The sequence below is a fragment of the Bacillus sp. 05T31 genome, from assembly GCF_056396725.1.
Window position 1 is genome coordinate 1 of sequence record NZ_JBFTMA010001106.1, and the last position, 908, is coordinate 908.

1 protein-coding gene is annotated in these 908 nt (G+C 29.2%); it reads left to right on the plus strand.

Annotated elements, in window-relative coordinates; all coding sequences use genetic code 11:
* Positions 1–158 precede the first annotated feature (158 nt).
* The gene (locus tag AC1DJR_RS31685; RefSeq protein ID WP_088118972.1) at positions 159–689 is read left to right on the plus strand and encodes a GNAT family N-acetyltransferase; all 531 of its coding nucleotides are present in this window, start codon (positions 159–161) and stop codon (positions 687–689) included.
* The last annotated feature ends 219 nt before the right edge of the window (positions 690–908 follow it).

The window sequence follows — 908 nt, forward strand, 5'->3', positions numbered from 1 at the left end:
CAGTTATCATAAACTGTGACATAACCAAATTTTTGAAATTTATTGTTTCATCCTTTATAGCTTTTATAATAATATTATCTTGAAACACGAAGGGACTGAACTATGCGCAGATATCAATATCTTGACCCCAAAATAAAAATATAATGGAGGTAAAAATATTGATTACAGAACTACAAACCGAAAGATTAGTTTTAAGAAAAATGAAAGCATCAGACTCAGCTAGCATGTTTACAATTTGGTCTGATCCAGAAGTTACAAAATTTATGAATATCAATAGTTTTACTGATGAAAGCCAAGCGGTAGCTATGATTGAAATGCTTGATAAGTTATCTCGGGAAAACAGAGCTATTCGTTATTCAATAATTGAATTAGAATCAAATGAAATTATCGGTTCTTGTGGTTATAATTCATTTGATTTCAAAAACGCCAAAGCAGAAATTGGTTACGATATTAGTAAAGCTTTTTGGGGTAAGGGATATGCACCAGAAGCCATTCTCTCTTTAATGGATTATGCGTTTAGTACTTTAGAATTCAATAGAATAGAAGCAAAAGTTGAATCTGAAAACATCAATTCAATAAAAGTATTACAAAAGTTAAACTTTACATTAGAAGGGACAATGAGAATGTGTGAAAAATCTAATGAAAAGTTTATTGATCTAAGTATTTATTCAAAATTAATAACAGATTAAATTATATTACTTAGCCTACATTCCTTAAAATGTAGGCTATTAAATACCCTCAAAATGAAAAAAATACGTTATTCTTTCTGTAGAATCATAGGAAAGGATGGCGTTTTTTGTATGTCTATTTCTGTATCTGATGAATTACAACTATTTGCTCAAAAGATTCAAAGCTTTTTATCTCCAAATATCTTACGAGATCTTGCTAGAGATGTTGGTTTTGTACAC